We start from the raw sequence: 18,630 nt of genomic DNA on the forward strand, positions 1-18,630 counted from the left end.
ACCCGGGGTGGCGGGCGCGGGGCGTTCCCCTGTCAGGCGCGCAACACGCGATCGGCGAGCTCCCGGACGGCGCCGTGGCCCCCCGCCCGGTCCAGCACGACGCGCGCGGCCGCCCGGACGGCGGGGTGGGCATCGGCGACGGCGATGGGCCACCCGACGATCGCCATGACCCCGAGATCGTTGACGTCATTGCCGAGATACGCGATGCGCTCGCTCGGGATGCCGCTGTCCGCGGCCCACCCCACGAGCGCGGCCGCCTTGTCCTCGACGCCGTGCAGCACCGGAACGCCGAGCTTGTCGGCACGCGCCCGGACGACGGGGTGCACCTCGGTGGAGAGGATGAGCACGGGCACCCCGGCACGTCGCAGCAGGGCGACACCCATCCCGTCGGAGCGGCTGACCCGCACGGCCTCCCCACCCTCTGCGTCGACCCAGGCGGAGTCATCGGTGTGGACGCCGTCGAAGTCGGTGACGACGGCGTCCACCGGGATGCGCCCGCGCGGGGCGACGAGCGGGGCGAGCGTCGTCGCGACGGCGAGCTGCTCGGCATCGTCGATCTCGATCGCCGTCGCCTCGGGCACCTCGATGATCGCCGTGCGCCCGAAGAAGCGGTGGCCCGCGGCGCGGAAGCCGGCGGCGTCGAAGACGTAGAAGCCACCCGTCTCGACGTGGTGAGGGGCACGGTCCTGCCGCCGCGGTCGATAGGCGGGGTCGTGGTTCACGCCCGTCGCCGCGCCGTCCTCGCCCCGCTCCCAGAGGAAGCCGTAGGTCGCGTAGGCCGAGAACGCGCTGTCGTAACCGCCGCCGCTCACCGCGTCGACGCCGCGGTCGATGCCCTCGCTCGGGATGAAGGGGGACGTCGCCTGGAGGAAGACGACCGTGTGCGGGCGGATGCCGTCGCGCTCCAGGAGGTCGAGTGCGTGCCGCACGGCCGTCTCCGACGACGCCGTGTCACCGGCGAGCTCCGCGGGCCGGTGGACCACGCGCGCCCCGGCGCCCTCCGCCAGCGCCGCGATCTCCGGATCGTCGGTGGACACCACGACGAGGTCGACCCGCTCCGCCGCGTGCGCGGCGCCGATCGCGCGGACGACGAGGGGCACGCCCCCCACGCGGCGCAGGTTCTTGCGCGGGACGCCCTTCGACCCGCCGCGCGCGGGGATCACCGCGACCACGCCGACCTCGCCGCCTCTCATCGACCCTCCAGCGCGTTCCAGGCGCGGGCCGCGCGCCGGAGCCCGCCGCGCGCTATGAGGCGCACCTGCTCGAGGCGCCCCGCGACGCCACTGAGGGCGAGCAGGCGGGCGAGCGGTCCCGGGCGGCGTCCGCCCGGGAGGCGCAGCTGCGTGAGCCGCCGGGCGCCGACGTACCGGTCGCGCTCGTCCGGGTCGGCGCCGGCGAGGAAGGACGCGGCTCGCCCCCGTAGCTGCGCGGCGGTCTGCGGCTGCATGGTGTGGCCCACGGTGTCCAGGAGGTGCTGAAGTCGCGCGGGCGAGGTGTAGGGAGAGCCCGGCCGCGTGAGCGCGTCGACGATCGTGACGGGGATGCGGTTGCCGTTCCCGTAGGGATGGAGTCGGCGCAGCAGCAGCTCGGTGCCGGCGGACGCGATGGGTGTCCCGAACAGGGCGCGGACCGTGGGCAGCGCCGTCGAGAACCCCGCGACGACGCCGACGGTGCGCAGGCGGGCCGCCACGATCTCCGCCGGCACCTCGCCGTCGTACGTGGCCACCTCGAGGCCGTGGGCGCGTGCACGGCGGGCGACCGCGTCGGTGATCGCCGGCGGCGCGGACGGGTGCGGCTTGAAGACGATGCGGCGGGGCGACCACTCGAGCGCGCGGTCGACCATCTCCGCCTGCAGCGCCTGCTCCTCGTCGGCCGAGACCAGGCCGAGGTGGGCGAGGTACTGGCCGAGGATCAGGACGGTGGGGGCGGCGGATGCGGCGAGGTCGTCAAGGGCGGGATCCTCCGCCGCCGCCGCGACCTCCTCCACGATCGAGCGGAACCGGTCGACGGGCACCGGCAGCCGCGGAGCGCCCGTCTCCGCGAACAGGAGCGGCTCCACGCCGGGCACGACGTCGGCGTAGGCGACCCCGCGCACGCGGTCGGCGAAGGCCGCCGGCATCCGGTCGCGGATGGGCGAGTACGTCATGAGGCCGTCGCCGACGATCGTGATCGGCGCACCCGGGAAGACGGCGGCGAGCGTCCGGGAGGGCGGCACCTGCGGGCTCTGCAGGAAGAGCTCGAGGGACGAGCCGTCGTCGATGCCCCACGCGCGGCGGAGCAGCCGCTCGAGCATGGGCAGGTCGTCGGCCGCGGGCTGCCACTGCACCGGCGGGGTCGGCGCGACGAGCGCGTTGAGCGACTCGACGCGGTCGAAGCGGCGGAGGACCCCCTGCAGCTGCCGCGACTCCGCGATCCCCGTGGTCGTCTCGGGCACGATCGCAGCGTTGACGGCGAGCAGGATGCGATCGCCGAACGGTTCGGGGAAGAGACCGGCATCCATCGCGGCGGCTGCGGTCATGACCCCGTATGCGGAGTTGAGGACGAAGACCTGGGTCATGCGCGGCGCACCTCGCGGACGCTGCGGGCGAGCAGCCTGCGCCGGCGGTCGGACATGCCGGCGAGGGCATGATCCAGGATGTCGGCGGGCACGGGGCGCAGCAGGTCGCGGATGCCGGCGCGGAGCTGGGCGCGGGTGCCCGGCGCCATGGCACGCGAGCGGGAGAGGTGGTGCGCACAGACGGCCAGTGTCGTCGCGACGATCTTCGGGAGGAAGCGGGCTGCCTCCCGGTCGGCTTCGACGGCGCCCAGCGCCTCCGAGAACGCCGGGATGAAGTCCAGCTGCCGCCGGTCGAGCACCTGCGTCAGCGAGCCGGGGAGTCCGCGCCGGTACAGCAGCGCGGGCGCGTCGACGACCGCGAACGACGCCGCGCCGAGATGCAGCCCCCAGATCCACGGTCGGTCCTCGGCCGTGAAGAGCCCCTCCGAGAAGGTGGCCAGTCCGGCGTCATGCACTCGCCGATGGAACATGCCAGCCCACGCATACGGGTAGTCGACCATCGTCGTCTCGTCCGGGGGGAGGATGGCGTCGCGGGGGGAGACGCTCGTGCCGCGCCACGCGAACGGTGCGCGGACGAGCTGCCGCCGTCCCTCGGTGACGGTCACGTGGTCGGTGCGGACGAAATCGCATGCGAGCTCGCGCATCGCGGCCGTGAGGCTCTGCAGTCGCAGCGGCTGCATCCAGTCGTCGCCGTCGACGAAGCAGAAGAACTCGCCCTCGACGCGCTGCAGGCCCTGGTTCCGCGCCGACGCCAAGCCGACGGGCGTCGCGTTGCGCAGCACCTCGACGTGCTCCAGTCGCTCCCCGAAGTGCCGCATCTGCGCGCCGGTGTCGTCGCTCGAGCCGTCGTCGATCGCGACGACCTTGAGGAGCGCAGGGTCGTCGAACTGACGGGAGAGGGTCGTGAGGGTCGTCCCGATGTGGGCACCCGCATCCTTCGCCGGCAGGATGACGGTCACGAGGGGCTTCGGCACCCGCCGATGCTCGCAAGCCGGGATGACGCCGAGGTGGCGCGCCGATGAACGCGCGGAGCGCGCCGGTGGGCGCGCGCCGCGCTCGTCCGGTCAGAGGGACCGGAGCGTCATCCCTCCCGTGCGGCCGCGCGCCGCGCGGCCTGCTCGACGGGATCGGGCACCGGCAGCGAGGCGATGAGCCGCTTCGTGTAGTCGTCCTGCGGGTCGCCGAGCACCTGGGCCGTCGGCCCCTCCTCCGCGATGCGGCCGCGGTGCAGCACGACGACGCGGTGCGCCAGCAGGTCGACGACGGCGAGGTCGTGCGTGATGAACAGCGTCGCGAACCCGAACCGCTCCTGCAGCTCGCCGAACAGATCGAGGACGCGCGCCTGGACCGAGACGTCGAGGGCGCTCGTCGGCTCGTCGGCGATGAGCAGCTTCGGGTCGAGCGCGAGCGCCCGGGCGAGGGACGCACGCTGACGCTGGCCGCCGGACAGCTCGTGCGGGAATCGGTCCCCGAACGCCTTGGGCAGCTGGACGGCCTCGAGAAGCTCGTCGACCTTGTCGCGGGCATCGGACGCGCGGCGCGCAGAGCCATGCACGACGAGCGGCTCGGCGACGCACTCCGCAACGGTGAGCAGCGGGTTGAAGCTCGTCGCCGGATCCTGGAAGACGAACCCGAGATCCTTGCGGAGCTTGCGGAACTCGCGCTCCTTGATGCCGTTCATCTCCGCGCCGAGCACGCGCAGCGAGCCCCCCGACACCGGCGCGAGCCCGGCGATCGCGCGGCCGATCGTGGTCTTGCCCGAACCGCTCTCGCCGACGAGGCCCAGCACCTCCCCGGGTCCGATCCGGAAGTTCACCCCGTCGACGGCGCGGAACGCGGGGGTGCCGAGACGCCCCGGATACTCGATGATGAGGCCCTCGGCCTGCACGACGGCCTCGCCGGACACGCCGGCGGGCGGCGTCCGGTCGACGATCTCCAGGCGCGGCACGGCGGCCAGCAGCCGCTGGGTGTACTCGTGCTGCGGCGCGGTGAAGAGCTCCCGGGCGGGCGCGCTCTCGACGATCTCGCCGTTGAGCATCACGGCGACCCGGTCGGCGAGGTCGGCGACGACACCCATGTTGTGGGTGATGAGGACGATGGCCGTCCCGAAGTCGTCGCGGAGGCGGCGCAGCAGCTCGAGGATCTCCGCCTGCACCGTGACGTCGAGCGCGGTGGTCGGCTCGTCGGCGAGGATCACGGCCGGTTCGAGCGCCAGCGCCATCGCGATGACGATGCGCTGCTTCTGGCCGCCGGAGAACTGGTGCGGGTAATGGCCCACGCGATGCTCGGGATCCGGGATGCCGACGAGCCGCAGCATCTCGATGGCCCGGGCACGGGCCGCCTTCTTCGAGATCTTCTGGTGCGCGCGCAGTCCCTCCGCAAGCTGCCAGCCCACCGTGAAGACGGGGTTCAGCGCCGTGGACGGCTCCTGGAAGATCATCGCCGCCTTGGTGCCGCGCACCTGACGCAGCTGCTCCCGGCCCATGCTGACGACGTCGACGCCGTCGAGGATGACGGCGCCGCTCGCAGTCGCGGTCTCGGGCAGGAGCCCGAGGATCGAGCGCGCCGTCACGGTCTTGCCGCTGCCGGACTCGCCGACGATCGCGAGCACCTCACCGCGGCGCACCTCGAGCGACACGTCGCGGACGGCGAAGACGTCGCCGCCGTCGGTGGCGAACGTCACATCGAGGTCGCGGATCTCCACGACGCGGTCCGACGGATCTGCGATGGTCATCACTGCACCTCCCCGAGCTCTTCGCGGGCCGTCGGCACGGTGGCCGCGACGGCGTCGGCCGGGGTCCGGCTCTTGGCGGCACGCCGACGCGCGCGCAGGCGCGGATCGGCGAGGTCGTTGAGGCTCTCGCCGATGAGCGTGACCCCGAGCACCGTGAAGACGATCGCGAGGCCCGGGGGGATGGAGGTCCACCAGATGCCGGCCGCGACGTCGCTGATCGAGCGGTTGAGGTCGAAGCCCCACTCGGCCGCCTTCGTCGGCTCGATGCCGAAGCCGAGGAAGCCGAGGGCGGCGAGCGTCGAGATGGCCTCGGACGCGTTCAGCGTCACGACGAGCGGCAGCGTCCGTGTCGCGTTGCGGAGCACGTGACGGAACATGATGCGGCCGGTCGAGGCGCCGATGACCTTCGCCGATTCGACGAACGCCTCGGACTTCACCCGCACGACCTCCGCACGGACGACGCGGAAGTACTGCGGGATGAACACGACGGTGATCGACACCGCCGCCGCCATGACGCCGGACCACAGATCGGACTGGCCGCCGCTGATGGCGATCGCGACGACGATCGCGAGCAGCAGGGTCGGGAAGGCGTAGATCGCGTCGGCGATCACGACGAGCACGCGGTCGACCCAGCCGCCGAGATAGCCGGAGACGAGCCCGAGGAGGATGCCGATGAAGACCGAGAGGAGCACGGCGATCACGACGACGAGGAGCGCCGTCTGCGAGCCCCAGACGACGCGGGAGAACACGTCGAAGCCGCCGACGGTCGTGCCCAGCAGATGGTCGGCGCTCGGCGGCTGCTGAGCGCCGAAGTTCACGCCGTCCGCGCCGCGCAGCTGGCTGTAGCTGTACGGCGCGATCCACGGCGCCAGGGCGGCGCAGAGGAGGAAGACGAGGGTCATGATGAGTCCCGCGACGAGCATGCCGCGCTGGAGTCCGACGCTCTGCCGGAGCTGGTGGACGACCGGCAGGCGATCGAGGAGCGTGCGCTCGGCCATCGTCAGTACCTCACCCTCGGGTCGATGAACGCCGCGATGATGTCGACGAGGAAGTTGGTGGCGGCCACGATGATCGCGATCATCGCGACGATGCCCTGCACGGCGACATAGTCGCGAGCGGCGAGGTAGTGGGTCAGCTGCGACCCGAGTCCGTTCCACTCGAACGTCGTCTCGGTCAGCACGGCCCCGCCGAGCATGAGGGCGATCTGCATGCCGATGACCGTGATGATCGGGATGAGGGCCGGCCGGTACGCGTGCTTGCGGACGAGGCGGAACTCCCCGACGCCGCGTGAGCGGGCGGCATCCACGAACGGCATGTTGTAGGTTCCGATGACGTTCGTGCGGACCAGCCGCAGGAAGATCCCCGCCGTGACCAGTCCGAGCGTCACGGCCGGGAGGACGGCGTGCTCGATGACGTCCTGGACGTAGGCGCCGTTGCCCGTCGCGAGGGCGTCGATGAGGTAGATGCCGGTGCCGTCGCCGCGGTTGAGGGCGATGCCGGTCCGCGCGTCGGCGCGGCCGCTGACGGGGAGCCAGCCCAGCCACACCGAGAAGACGAGCTTCCCGACGAGGCCGGCGAAGAACACGGGCGTCGCGTAGAAGAGGATGGCGGCGACGCGCAGCACCGCGTCCGGCCAGCGGTCACGGAGCGCGGCGGCGACCATGCCGAGCGGGATCCCGACGATGAGGGCCACCACGAGGGCGTACACGACGAGTTCGAACGTGGCGGTGCCGTAGGTGATGAGGACTTCGCCGACCGGTCGGTTGTCGGTGAGCGTCGTGCCGAAGTTGCCGGTGAAGATCTGACCCAGGTACTCGAGGTACTGCACGATGATCGGGCGGTCGTAGCCCGCCTCGGCGATGCGCTCGGCGAGCTGGTCGGCGGGCAGGCGTCCGCCGAGCGCGGCCGTGATGGGGTCGCCGGTCAGTCGGAGGAGGAAGAAGACGAGGGTGACGAGGATGAACACCGTCGGGATCATCAGCAGGAACCGCACCAGCACATAGCGGCCGAAGGAACCGCCGCTCTTACGGGATGCGGCGAGAGCTGCGGGCGGTTGGTCGACCGGTGCCGCGGCGAGGTCGATCGTCATGGAGAGAGCCTAACTGTGGGCCGGGCGGAGCCCGGGTCGTGCGGACGGAAAGGCGGTGGGGCGGCCCGACCTGCGGACCGCCCCACCGGTGCTCATTCCGTCTACTTCGTGATCGGGGCGAACCGGAGCTTGAACGACGCGTCGAGGAGTACGCCCTCGACGTCGGCTCCGGTCACCGCGACCTGGGCGCCCTGCAGCAGCGGGACGGTGGACAGGTCGCCGGCGACGAGCTCCTGGATCTGCTCGATCATCCCGGTGCGGGTGTCGACATCCGGCTCCACGGCCTGCTCGAGGATCAGGTCGTTGACCTCGGGGTTGTCGTAGTGGTTGCCGAGGAAGTTCTCCTTGAGGAAGAACGGCGTCAGGTAGTTGTCCGCGTCGGAGTAGTCCGGGAACCAGCCGAGCTGGTACGCCGGGTAGACGTCGGCCGTGCGGTCCTTGGAGTACTGGACCCACTCGGTGGACTTCAGGTCGACCTCGAACAGGCCGTCGGCCTCGAGCTGCTCCTTCACGAGCGCGTACTCGTCACCCGAGGAGGGACCGTAGTGGTCGGGGCTGTACTGCAGGCTGAGCTTGACCGGCGTGGTCACGCCCGCAGCCTCCAGCGTGGCCTTCGCCTTCGCGGCATCCGGACCGCCGTCGCCGTCGCCGTACAGGCCCTTCAGCGCGTCGGTCGCGCCGGCGAAGCCCTCCGGGACGTAGGAGTACAGCGGCGTGTAGGTGCCCTTGTAGACCTGCTCCGAGATCGCCTCGCGGTCGACCAGGTCCGCCACGGCCTGACGGACGGCGAGAGCCTTCGCGGGGTCCGCCTCGCTCGTGCCGGTGCCGTACGGCTGCGTGTTGAAGTTGAACACGATGTAGCGGATCTCGCCGCCGGGGCCGTCGACGACCTTGACGCTGTCGCGACCCTTCAGGTCCTCGACGTCGGTCGCGGACAGGCTGCGGTACGCCACGTCGATGTCGCCCTCCTGCACGGCGAGCTTCAGGTTCGACGACTCCCCGTAGTAGCTGAGGATGACACCGCCGTTGACGGGCGCGTCGAGGAGGCCCTGGTACTCCTCGTTCGGCGTGAACTCGACGGTCTTGTTGAAGTCCCACGAGGTGATCGTGTAGGGACCGCCGAAAGCGTTGGCGTCCACGATGTCGGCGTCGGGGGTCAGCGCGTCGGCCGCGAAGACCTCGTCATCGACGATGGCGCCCGGGAAGCTCGTCAGGATGAACGGGAAGACCTGGTCGTTCTCCGTCTTGAGCTTGAAGACGACGGTCGTGTCGTCCGGGGTCTCGACGCTGTCGAGGTTGTAGAGGAGGCTCGACGCGCCGTTCGGGTCGGCGATGGCGACGTTGCGGTCGAAGGAGAACTTCACGTCGGCCGAGGTCAGGTCGTTGCCGTTGGCCCACTTCAGACCGGCCGGCAGCGTCACGGTGTACTCGGTCGGCGAGGTGAACTCCGCCGACTCGGCGAGGTCGGGCACGACCTCGGTGCTGTTGTAGTCGGTGTTGACCAGGTACGGGAAGACCTGGGTCTGCACGGCGAGCGAGCCGTTGTCGTAGGAGCCGGCCGGGTCGAGGGTCGTGACCTTGTCGGTCGTGCCGACGATGATGGGCTCGGCCGACGACGCGTCGTCGCCGTTGTTCTGGGCGCCGCCGCCGGCGCAGCCGGCCAGGAGGAGCGCCGAGACGCCGAGCGCCCCGATGGCGAGGCCGGCGCGGCCCCGCGTGCTGTGGTGCAGTGACATGTGTACCTCTGCTGTGTCGATGACGGTCCCGTCGGCAGACGGGTCCAACTCGCTATCTTTCACCCGACCCGGCCGCAAATCGTCCCTCGCGCCCAATTCGTAACGAGACTGAAACCCGGGGGCCGCGGCACCGCGTGCCGCCCGGGCGGCCGATCAGGCGCGCAGCGCGTCGTCGACCGCGGCCGTGAGGGACAGGAACCGCTCGTTGTGCGCGAGGTCCTCGACGAGCACCGCCCGGCCGTCGCCGTCGGCGAGCGGGATCTGCCAGTTCGGATACTCCTTGTCGGTCCCGGGCTGGTTCTGGACGCGGCGCTCGCCCACGGCATCCACGAGGGCGACGCCGAGCAGCAGCGACGGCGACGCCGTGATGAGGACGTTCAGCGCCTCGATGACCTCCTGCTCGGTCGGCTCTGCCCCGATGAGGCCGCGCTCGCGGAGGAGCCGCAGCATCGCGCCCCGTTCCGCCGCGGCGTCGGCGAGCGCGTCCTCGACGGACTGCTCGAGCAGGCCCAGGCGCGCGCGCAGCGCGACGTGCTCGTCGGCGAGGTAGCCGGCGGTGGGGGGCAGGTCGTGCGTGTTGACGGTCGCGAGGAGCTCCCGCCGCCAGCGCTCGGGCGGCCGCGGACCGTCCTCCTCCTGCTCGAACCACAGGACGCTGGTGCCGAGGATGCCGCGGGCCGACAGGTAGTCGCGCACCCACGGCTCGACGTTGCCCAGGTCCTCGCCGATCAGGACGGCCCCCGCGCGGTGCGCCTCGAGGGCGAGCACCCCGATCATCGCCTCGTGGTCGTACCGGACGTAGGTCCCGGCGCCCGCACCGAGCCCGGCCGGGATCCACCACAGCCGGAAGAGCCCGATCACGTGGTCGATGCGCAGCGCCCCGGCATGCCGGAGGAGGGTCCGGATCATGTCGCGCAGCGGCGCATACCCGGCGCGGGCGAGGGCCGGCGGCAGCCAGGGCGGCTGGTTCCAGTCCTGTCCCTGCTGGTTGTACATGTCGGGGGGCGCCCCGACGGTGATGCCCTGGGCGTACATGTCGCGCAGCGACCAGGCATCCGACCCCTTGGTGTGCACACCCACGGCGAGGTCGTGCATGACGCCGATCCGCATGCCGGATGCCGTCGCGGCGGCCTGCGCCGCGGCGACCTGCTCGTCGGCGATCCACTGCAGCCAGGCGTGGAAGTCGACCCGGTCCGCGAGCCGCGTGCGCAGCTCGCCGACGAGCGGCGAGGAGATGTCCCACGCCGCCGCGGGGCGCTCGGCGCCGGCGGGGAGCGTGTCGGCGAAGTGCTCCTCAAGGGCGCACCAGAGGGCGAAGTCCTGCAGGGGCTGCCCCTCGCGCCGGAGGAACGCGTCGAGCTCTGCCTGGCGTGCCGCAGAGCGCGGCGCGGCATGGATGAGGGCGAGCGCAGCGCGCTTCGCGGTCCAGACGGCGTCGCGATCGATGCGCCGGGGGTCGGTGTCGCTCGCCGCGACCGGCGTGCGCGCCTCGTCCACGACGGCCCGGTCCGCGGGGGCCAGGTACGCCGCCTCACGGACATCCTCGGGCCGCACGTACAGCGGCGCGAGGAAGCGACGGGTGGCCGGCAGGTAGGGCGACGGCTCGATCGGGACGGTGACCTCGGCCGCGTGGATCGGGTTCACGAGGAGGAAGTCGGCGCCCCGGCGCCCGGCGATCGCCGCGAGATCGGCGAGATCGGCGAAGTCGCCCATGCCCCACGAGTCCTGCGAGCGCACGGAGTACAGCTGGGCCATGAGGCCCCAGCCGCGGCCACCGCGCCCCGGGCGGCTCGGCGGCTCCGGGAGCCGGTTCGGGGTGACGACGAACACGCAGGATGCCGTGCGGTCGACCTCGCCGCCGTCGAACGGCCGCTGCCAGGCGTGCAGCGCGTGCCAGCCGAGCGGCAGGTCGCCGGGGAGCGGCACCTGCACCCGCCACACCGTCGTGCCGTCGATCTCGCGCGACTCGGCCTGCTGGTCGGGGATGGACAGGTCGCGCCATGAGCCGTCCTCCAGCGCGACGCTGAGCGTCACGTCGTGCCGGTCCGCGACGTGCACCGCGATGGTGCCCCCTTCCTGGCGCACGACCGCGGAGGGCGGCAGCAGGCCGCGCCACGGCTCGTCTCGCACGGCGGCGAGCGCGGCGTCGATGTCGGCGTCGGTCAGCGGATCGACGCCCATCGCGCGCAGCACGGCGCGGAGGGTCGCGGCGGGCACGGTGACCTGTTCGCCGAAGAACGACCAGTACTGCGTCGCAACGCCGTGCGCCTCGGCGAGCGCCGTCAGCGCGGGGCTCGGTCGGTCGGGGGATGCTGGGTTGTCGCTCATGGTCGTCCCTTCCGCGGCTGCTCCTCATCCTGCCAGGGCGCCGTCGCCGACGGCGAGGCGCCCGGCCGTGAGTACCGCGTGCCGTGCCGGCCGTCGCCGCCGGCCGGCACCCCGGCGCAGCGAACCGCAGGATCGAGTGTGACGGGTGAGGCCTATGAGGCTCGGGAGTCCCACGGGTCACAGTCCGTCCTGCAGTTCGCACGGCGCGGGCACGGCGCACGGCGCGGGTGCGGGGAGGCGGGCCGACGCGCCGTCAGGCGCGGGTCGCCCACCACTCGCGCAGGCGCTGCTCCGCGGCATCCGGGCCGATGACGCCCTCATCGAGGCGCACATCGAGGAGGAACCGGTACGCCTGACCCACTTCGGGACCGGGTCGGATGCCGAGGATCTCCTGGATGCGGTTGCCGTCGAGCTCGGGCCGCATCGCCTGGAGCTCCTCCTGCTCGGCGAGCTCCGCGATCCGCCGCTCGATGTCGTCGTACGCCGAGGCCAGCCGCGCGGCCTTGCGGCGGTTGCGCGTCGTGACGTCGGCGCGGGTGAGGATGTGCAGGCGGTCCAGCTCCGGGCCGGCGTCGCGCACGTAGCGGCGCACGGCCGAGTCGGTCCACGCGCCCTCGGCGTAGCCGAAGAACCGCAGGTGCTGCTCGATGAGCTGCGCCACGGAGGAGATCGTGTCGCCGTCGAAGCGCAGGGCCTGCAGGCGCTTGCGCGCCATCCGCGCGCCCTTCACGTCGTGGTGGTGGAAGCTGACGCCGCCGGCGGGCTCCAGCTTCCGGGTCGCCGGCTTGCCGATGTCGTGCAGGAGCGCGGCGAGGCGGAGCGTGACGTCGGGGGCCGCCCCGGGGTTCCGCTCGCGCTCCAGGTCGATGGCCTGGCGCAGCACCGTGAGGGAGTGCTCGTACACGTCCTTGTGATGGTGGTGCTCGTCGACCTCGAGGCGCAGCGCCGGCACCTCGGGGAGGAACAGCTCGATGAGACCCGTCTCGACGAGGATCCGGATGCCGCGATCCGGCGCATCGGTCTGCAGCAGCTTGACGAGCTCGCCCTGGATGCGCTCCGGGCTGACGATCGCGAGCGTCTCGCGCAGGCGCTCGACCGCCTCGAGCACCTCCGGCGCGGGGTCGAAGCCGAGCTGGGCCGCGAAGCGCGCGGCGCGGAGCATCCGCAGCGGATCGTCGCCGAAGCTCACGGCCGGATCGACGGGTGTCCGCAGCGTCCCGGCGACGAGGTCCTCCACGCCGCCGGCGGGGTCGACGAGGGCGGGCCCGGGCACGCGGAGCGCCATCGCGTTGACGGTGAAGTCCCGGCGGCGGAGGTCGTCCTCGAGCGTGTCGCCGAACTCGACGGTGGGCTTGCGGGTGACGCCGTCGTAGCTGTCGGCGCGATACGTCGTGATCTCGACCTGCTCGCCGCGGACCCGCGCGCCGATGGTGCCGAAGGCGCGGCCGATGTCCCAGTGCGCGCTCGCGAGGGGCTTCACGATCCGCAGGATGTCGTCGGGCCGCGCGTCGGTCGTGAAGTCGAGGTCGTTCGTCACACGCCCGAGCAGCGCGTCGCGCACCGGACCGCCCACGACGGCGAGTTCGAAACCGGCGGTCGCGAAGGCCTCGCCGAGGCTCGCCACGACGGGCGAAGCGGCGAGGGCGCCCAGACGCGCGAGTCCCTCGGCCATGTTGAGCATGGGTTCGAGCCTACCGGCGGGCGCCATCACCCCCAGGCGAGGAACCCGGTGAACAGGAGCTCCCGCACCCGCGGCAGGAGGTCGGCGGACAGCGCCGCGGCATCCGCCTCGAGGAGGTCGGCGATCGCGGAGATGAGCACGCCCACCGGCAGGTCGCCGTCGCACGCGCCCACGAGCGCGGCGAGGGCGGGGTCGACATGCACCGTGCGGGCGAAGCCGCCGCCCTGCCGCAGCTCGATGACGCTCGGCGCCTCCGCTCCCGGCAGGTGATGCCGCGCCTCGGTGACGTCGTCGGCGACGGTGAGCACGGCGCGGGCGAGCGCCTCGTCGTCGGTGCGCGCGAGACGGTCCCAGGCGGTGAGCGCCGCGCCCTGATGGATGCCCAGGGCGTCCCCGACGCCCTGCGTGATCCGCTCGTACCGCGCGAGGGTCGGCTCGTCCTCCGCCCGGCGCAGCAGGAGATACCCGAACCCGATGGCCGTCACCTCGCGATCCGCGAAATCGGCCAGCCATGCCTCGACGAGCCGTGCGTACGCCGGAGAACCGGGCGCCGTGCCGCCGTCGCGCACCCACAGCTCGGCATAGGCGAGGGGATCGAGGAGCTCCCGCTCCACGACCCAGGCGTCCAGCGGCACGGGCGAGGCCGCGACCCACTCCCGCACGCGGTCGAGACCGTCGGCGCCCGTCCGGTACTCCCAGTTGCCGAGCAGCTGCGCGGTGCCGCCAGGGGCGAGCACCTGCCCCACGCCGCGCACGAACGCCGCGACGAGATCGTCTCCCGCCATGCCGCCGTCGCGGTACTCGTACTCCGGGACGCCCTCGACGCGCGGGGTGATGACGAAGGGCGGGTTGGAGACCACCCGGTCGAACAGCTCGCCGGCGACCGGCTCGAAGAGGCTGCCGAGACGCACCTCGATGCCATCGACGTCGTTGAGGAGGGCGTTGAGGGCCGTGAACGCCAGGGCGCGCGCCGAGACGTCGGTCGCCACGACCCGGTCGACCGTGCGGCGCGCGCGCAGCGCCTGGATGCCGCATCCCGTGCCGACATCCAGCGCGAGCCCCGCATGACCGGGCAGCTGCAGGCCGGCGAGCGTGAGCGATGCTCCGCCGACGCCCAGCACGTGGCCGGTCGGCAGGGCCCCGCCGATCGCGGCTTCGTCGAGGTCGCTCGCGATCCACCACTGCCCCGCGCCGCGCGCGTCAGCGAAGTCCTGCGGGCGTACGAGCGCCGTCGCGCGCACGGTGTCGCCGTCCCGGTCGGCGAGACCCAGCGCGGCGAGTCCCTCCGCGCCGAGCGACGGCAGGGCGGCGTCCACCGCCGCCCTCGGGGCGGGAGCGCCGAGGAAGAGCAGGCGGCACAGCACGGCGAGCGCATCCGTGCGCCGGCCCAGGGCGGCGAGCGCGGGTCCGTGCAGGCCGTGGCCGATCGCCTCGTCGGCGAGCGACCCCCACGCGCCGCGGACGGCGTCGGCGGTGTATCCCGCGGACGTCAGGTCCGCCCGCAGTGCGGCGACGAGGGCGGGATCGGGAGTCGCGGGTGCAGAGGTCACCGGTCCATTCAATCGCGTCGATCCGGCTCCGCGCGGCCCGTCACGGGGAGCGCTCAGGGCCGGGACCATAGAATCGCACCTGATCGTGCGGTCATGGATCGCACAGGAGTGAATCCCCGCCATGACCCTGACTTCGCCTTCATCGGGCCCACGTGCCGCGCGTCCGCGGCGTGCGTCGCGCACGCGCCTCGCGGTCGCGGCGGCGGCGATCCTGGCCCTCGTCGCGTCACCGCTCGCGGCCGTCGCCGCCGGACTGCCCGCCAGCCCGCCCCTGACGTTCGCGATGGGTCCGCGGGGAAACGGCGTCGTCGCCGACGGGCAGAGCCTCATCGTCTCCCTCACGGCGGGCAATCCCACCGATTCGACGGTGGCGGCCGGGGATGTCACGATCGCGATCGGACGCGACGCGCTGGCCACCCGCGATTCCCTGGACGCGTGGCTCGGCGACGAGCGACCGCCGCTGCCGCTCACACCGATCGCGTCGACGACGATCGATTCGCTCGCCGCGCACGGCGCGCGCACCACGACGATCGCCATCGAGTCCGCCTCCACCGGCGTCGACGGCCTGGGGCCGGGCGTGTACCCGCTCCTGGCGACCTACGCCTCGGCGCAGGGGGAACTCACGTCCGCCAGCGTCATCACGGTCCCGGATGCGGGTGCCGCATCGGCCGACATCGCCGTCGTCGTCCCGATCACGGCCGGGGCGCTGAGCGACGGACTGCTCACGGCGGACCAGCTCCGCGAGCTCACCGCCGACGGGGGGACGCTGCGCGACCAGCTCGACGCCGTGGCCGGCACGGCCGCCGTCCTCGCCATCGATCCCGCCCTCCCGGCGGCCATCCGGGTCCTCGGCGAGTCCGCGCCCCCCGCAGCCGTCAGCTGGCTCGACGAACTGCTGGCCCTGCCGAACTCGCGGTTCGCACTGCAGTTCGGCGACGCCGACCTGGCATCGCAGATCGCCGCGGGGCTGGGCCGCCCGCTCTCCCCCCTGCCCCTCACCTCCTACCTGGATGCGGCGAACTTCACCGGCACCGCCGCCTCCCCGGAACCGAGCCCGACCCCCGGCAGTGCGGCGTCCCTCCCCGACCTCGAGGCGCTCACCGGCATCGGGGCCTCCGCGGGGACGATCTTCTGGCCCGCGAGCGGCACCGCGGGGGCGGAGACCGTCGCGGCACTGGGCGACGTCGCCCCCGACGGGGCGGCATCCCTCACGCTCGTCCCCTCCAGCGTGACGACCGCGGCGGGCGCGGTGCCCGCGCGCGCCGTGGCCGGCGACGCGCAGCTGCTCGTCTACGACGCGGCCGTCTCGGAGGCGCTGCAGACCGCCGCCGCGACCGAGGATGCCGTTCCCCGCGCCGCCGCGCAGGCCGCCGCGGCCGCCTACGCCCAGGCAGCCGGCCGCGAAGTCCCCGGCGCCACGCTGCTCGTGACCGTCGACCGCGGCGCCGACCGCTCCCGCGCCGCCCTGCACGATGCCATCGCGACCGCGACGGGGCTTCCGGGCCGCTCGGCGGTGACCCTGCGCGAGGTCCTCGCCGGCACGCCGGCCACCGTCGACCTGCAGTCGGTGCAGCCCGACGTCGCGCGCGTCGCCGCGCTCCGCGCGTTCCAGGACGACGAGACCGAGCTGACGGCGTTCGCGACGATCCTCGCCGACCCGACCCTGATCACGGGAGCCGAGCGGGCCGCCGTGCTGCAGCTCCTCGGCAACGGCTGGCGGGGAGAGCTCGGGTCGTGGGGCGACGCCGTGGCCGACCACCGCGCGCAGACCCAGGACACGCTCGGCGCCGTGGCGATCGTCCGCGCCGGCGACAAGACGCTGCTCGGGTCGGCCGCGCCGATGCGCTTCTCGATCCGCAACGATCTGCGCTGGCCCGTCTCGCTCGTCCTCATCGCAGCGCCCAACGACGCGCGCCTCGTCGTGCAGCGGACCACCCCGGTCGACGCCGAGGCGGCGCAGAACACCCGCGCCGAGGTACGCGTCGAAGCCCGCGTGGGCTCCGGGGAGTCCACGATCGACCTGCAGCTGCGGAGCCCGTCGATGGTCGCCATCGGCGAGCCGGTCGCGGTCGGCGTCAGCGTGCGGGCCGAGTGGGAGTCGGTGGGCGTCATCGTCATGGCCGTCCTCGTCGCCGGTCTCCTGGTCTTCGGCGTCATCCGGACCGTGCTGCGGATGCGGCGGCGGCGCGCGGCGGCACCCGACGAGGCCACGGCCGACGAAGCCGCGCCGCACTCCACCGACGAAGCCACCGAGGACGCCGATGTCTAGCCTGTCCCGCGCCAGTGCCACCGTCGCGGCCGGAACGCTCGTCTCGCGCATCACGGGACTCCTGCGCAACATCGTGCTGGCCGCCGCGCTGGGCACGATCGGCACGCGCGCCGCCGACTCGTTCGCGATCGCCAACCAGCTGCCCAACAACATCTACGCGATCATCTCCTCGGGGCTGCTCGCCGGCGTGATCGTGCCCCAGATCGTCAAGGCCGCCGCCCACCGGGACGGCGGCAGCGCCTTCGTCTCGAAGCTGCTGACGCTCGGGGTCGTCGCCCTCGCCGCGACGACCGTCGTCGCGGTGATCGCCGCGCCCCTGCTCGTCCAGCTGTACGGCTCGCAGCTCAGCCCGGAGAGCGCGGCGCTGACCCTCGCCTTCGCCTACTGGTGCCTCCCGCAGCTGCTGTTCTACGGCCTCTACGCGCTGCTCGGCGAAATCCTCAATGCGCGCCGCGTCTTCGGTCCGTTCGCGTGGTCGCCGATCATCAACAACGTCGTCTCCATCGCCGGCTTCGCCGCCTTCATCTGGCTCTTCGGCCTGCACCGCGACGCGACGGGATGGACGCCGGAGATGGTCGCGGTCATGGGCGGCACGGCGACCCTCGGCATCGTCGCGCAGGCGCTCGTGCTCCTGCTGTTCTGGCGCCGTGCCGGCCTGCACGTCCGGCCCGACTTCGCCTGGCGGGGCATCGGTCTCCGGCACATCGCGCGCCTGGCCGGCTGGACCTTCCTCATGGTCGTCGTCGGTCAGCTCGCCGGCCTCGTGCAGACGAACCTCGTCGGCAGGGCATCCGGCGAGGGCGCGTCGGTCGCGGCCCTGCAGTACGCGTGGCTCGTCTTCATGCTGCCGTTCTCGGTGATCGTGCTCTCCATCGGCACCCCGTACTTCACCCGCCTCAGCGAGCACGTCGCGGCCGGTCGCCACGACGAGGTGCGCACCGACCTGGATGCATCCATCCGCATCATCGGCGTGTTCATGGTGGGCGCGCTGGCGGCGATCGTCGCAGCGATCGTGCCCGTCTCGCGGATCTTCACGGACGGCCCGAGCGGGGCCGTGCAGTTCGCCCTCGTCCTCGGCGGATACCTCATCGCGCTCCTCCCGCTGTCGATGCAGTTCGGCATCCAGCGCACGTTCTACGCGCACCACGACACCCGAACGCCGTTCGTGTTCACCGCCGTGCAGGCCGTGCTCGTGATCGTCACGGCGATCGCCGCGTTCGTCCTCCTCCCGCTGCCCCTCCTCGGCTTCGGCATCGCGCTCGGACAGTCGATCGCGAACATCGTCCAGCTGTGCCTCGCGGTCTGGCTGCTGCGCCGCAAGATCGGCCCGCTGGGGCTCCGCCCGGCGGCTCTGTCGTACCTGCGCTTCCTCGCGGCCGCGGTCCCCGCCGCCGCCGCCGGGTGGCTCACCTTCCTCCTCCTCGGCGGCGTCGAGGGCTGGGCGGCCTCGGACAAGGGCCCCGCGGTCCTCGCGACGCTCGCCATCGCCGCCGTCGCGCTCCTCGTGTACCTCGCCGTCCTCGGGCTCCTCCGCGCTCCCGAGCTCCGGACGGCCCTCGGCGCGGCGCGCCGGTTCCTCCCGCGTCGCTAGAGACGCCTGTCGCGGCGCCGTGGGGAATGCCCCGCGCTTACCATGGGTTGAATGCTCTGGGGCGGTTGGCGCCCCGCATCTGAGAGGGGCAACGC

General features: G+C 72.9%; 12 protein-coding genes. 2 read left to right on the forward strand and 10 right to left on the reverse strand.

What is annotated here, in order from left to right; all coding sequences use genetic code 11:
* Positions 1 to 32: 32 nt before the first annotated feature.
* The 10 genes from BR85_RS10030 to BR85_RS10075 form a co-directional block, all read right to left on the reverse strand.
* Complete coding sequence (locus tag BR85_RS10030) at positions 33 to 1,193, reverse strand: acylneuraminate cytidylyltransferase (protein ID WP_036272649.1); 1,161 nt, start codon at positions 1,191 to 1,193, stop codon at positions 33 to 35.
* Positions 1,190 to 2,557 (reverse strand): polysialyltransferase family glycosyltransferase, encoded by a 1,368-nt coding sequence (locus tag BR85_RS10035; RefSeq protein ID WP_028496242.1) that lies wholly within the window; start codon positions 2,555 to 2,557, stop codon positions 1,190 to 1,192. The genes BR85_RS10030 and BR85_RS10035 overlap by 4 nt, the downstream gene beginning before the upstream one ends.
* Entirely contained in the window at positions 2,554 to 3,531 is a 978-nt protein-coding gene (locus BR85_RS10040; RefSeq protein ID WP_028496241.1) for a glycosyltransferase family 2 protein, read from the reverse strand. The genes BR85_RS10035 and BR85_RS10040 overlap by 4 nt, the downstream gene beginning before the upstream one ends.
* A 107-nt stretch (positions 3,532 to 3,638) precedes the next feature.
* Positions 3,639 to 5,291 (reverse strand): ABC transporter ATP-binding protein, encoded by a 1,653-nt coding sequence (locus BR85_RS10045; RefSeq protein WP_028496240.1) that lies wholly within the window; start codon positions 5,289 to 5,291, stop codon positions 3,639 to 3,641.
* Positions 5,291 to 6,289: an ABC transporter permease gene (locus BR85_RS10050; protein ID WP_028496239.1), complete on the reverse strand. Its 999-nt coding sequence runs from the start codon at positions 6,287 to 6,289 to the stop codon at positions 5,291 to 5,293. The genes BR85_RS10045 and BR85_RS10050 overlap by 1 nt, the downstream gene beginning before the upstream one ends.
* A gap of 2 nt (positions 6,290 to 6,291) precedes the next feature.
* Positions 6,292 to 7,380: an ABC transporter permease gene (locus BR85_RS10055; RefSeq protein ID WP_028496238.1), complete on the reverse strand. Its 1,089-nt coding sequence runs from the start codon at positions 7,378 to 7,380 to the stop codon at positions 6,292 to 6,294.
* Between the two features lie 101 nt (positions 7,381 to 7,481).
* Positions 7,482 to 9,116 carry an ABC transporter substrate-binding protein gene (locus BR85_RS10060; protein WP_028496237.1) on the reverse strand — a complete coding sequence of 545 codons (1,635 nt, stop codon included), beginning with the start codon at positions 9,114 to 9,116 and terminating at the stop codon, positions 7,482 to 7,484.
* 153 nt (positions 9,117 to 9,269) lie between these two features.
* Positions 9,270 to 11,444: a 4-alpha-glucanotransferase gene (gene malQ / locus BR85_RS10065; RefSeq protein WP_028496236.1), complete on the reverse strand. Its 2,175-nt coding sequence runs from the start codon at positions 11,442 to 11,444 to the stop codon at positions 9,270 to 9,272.
* Between the two features lie 253 nt (positions 11,445 to 11,697).
* On the reverse strand, positions 11,698 to 13,125 hold the full coding sequence (locus BR85_RS10070; RefSeq protein ID WP_028496235.1) for a CCA tRNA nucleotidyltransferase: 1,428 nt from the start codon (positions 13,123 to 13,125) through the stop codon (positions 11,698 to 11,700).
* A gap of 26 nt (positions 13,126 to 13,151) precedes the next feature.
* On the reverse strand, positions 13,152 to 14,675 hold the full coding sequence (locus tag BR85_RS10075) for a DUF7059 domain-containing protein (protein ID WP_036272645.1): 1,524 nt from the start codon (positions 14,673 to 14,675) through the stop codon (positions 13,152 to 13,154).
* Between the two features lie 121 nt (positions 14,676 to 14,796).
* Here BR85_RS10075 and BR85_RS10080 point away from each other — a divergent pair, with 121 nt between their 5' ends.
* Entirely contained in the window at positions 14,797 to 16,944 is a 2,148-nt protein-coding gene (locus tag BR85_RS10080) for a DUF6049 family protein (RefSeq protein ID WP_051526257.1), read from the forward strand.
* Positions 16,937 to 18,535 (forward strand): murein biosynthesis integral membrane protein MurJ, encoded by a 1,599-nt coding sequence (murJ, locus tag BR85_RS10085; RefSeq protein ID WP_028496233.1) that lies wholly within the window; start codon positions 16,937 to 16,939, stop codon positions 18,533 to 18,535. The genes BR85_RS10080 and murJ overlap by 8 nt, the downstream gene beginning before the upstream one ends.
* The last annotated feature ends 95 nt before the right edge of the window (positions 18,536 to 18,630 follow it).

Source organism: Microbacterium sp. UNCCL10 (assembly GCF_000746195.1).
Classification (GTDB): Bacteria; Actinomycetota; Actinomycetes; order Actinomycetales; family Microbacteriaceae; genus Microbacterium; species Microbacterium saccharophilum.